The sequence below is a fragment of the Nocardiopsis lucentensis DSM 44048 genome (genome assembly GCF_000341125.1).
GTDB classification, from domain to species: domain Bacteria; phylum Actinomycetota; class Actinomycetes; order Streptosporangiales; family Streptosporangiaceae; genus Nocardiopsis; species Nocardiopsis lucentensis.
In genome coordinates this window covers 1-412 of record NZ_ANBC01000337.1, presented here as the reverse complement: position 1 = coordinate 412, position 412 = coordinate 1, and the positions used below count along the sequence as shown (strand labels likewise).

Here is a 412-nt window from a genome sequence, read left to right as displayed (position 1 = left end):
GCCCCCAGGCCCACCGGCAGGCGCGCGCGGCCGTCGGACCCGGTCTCCGGTTCGGCGAGGACCTCGTGCCCGAACCCCGCCAGCTGGTCGGCGCCGACCTCCTGCCCCGGGGGCCACGAGGGTCGCCGGGGGCCCACCCGCAGCACCACCCGGCCCCGGGGCGGCGGTGTCCACGACGCGACGAAGCCCGTCCCCTCCCCGGGGGCCACCTCCAGGTCGCCTACCGGGACGGGACGCGGCCCGGGACACGCCCGGCGGACCAGCCCGGTCGACCCCCGCGCCTGCCCGTTCGACGTCAGGTAGACCGCGCGCACCCGGTAGTAGTACTCCACGTCGGCGCGGACCGATCCGTCGCGGAACCCGTCGCCTTCCGTCTCCACGAGGACTCCGTCACCCAGTCCCCGCGGCGGCG

Annotated in this window: 1 protein-coding gene; it reads right to left on the bottom strand. The window is 78.4% G+C overall.

Annotation, left to right across the window (positions count from 1 at the left end; genetic code table 11):
* The coding region (locus tag D471_RS34050) for a hypothetical protein (RefSeq protein ID WP_152486284.1) at nt 1-380 on the bottom strand (380 nt) is incomplete at its 3' end.
* Nucleotides 381-412 lie beyond the last annotated feature (32 nt).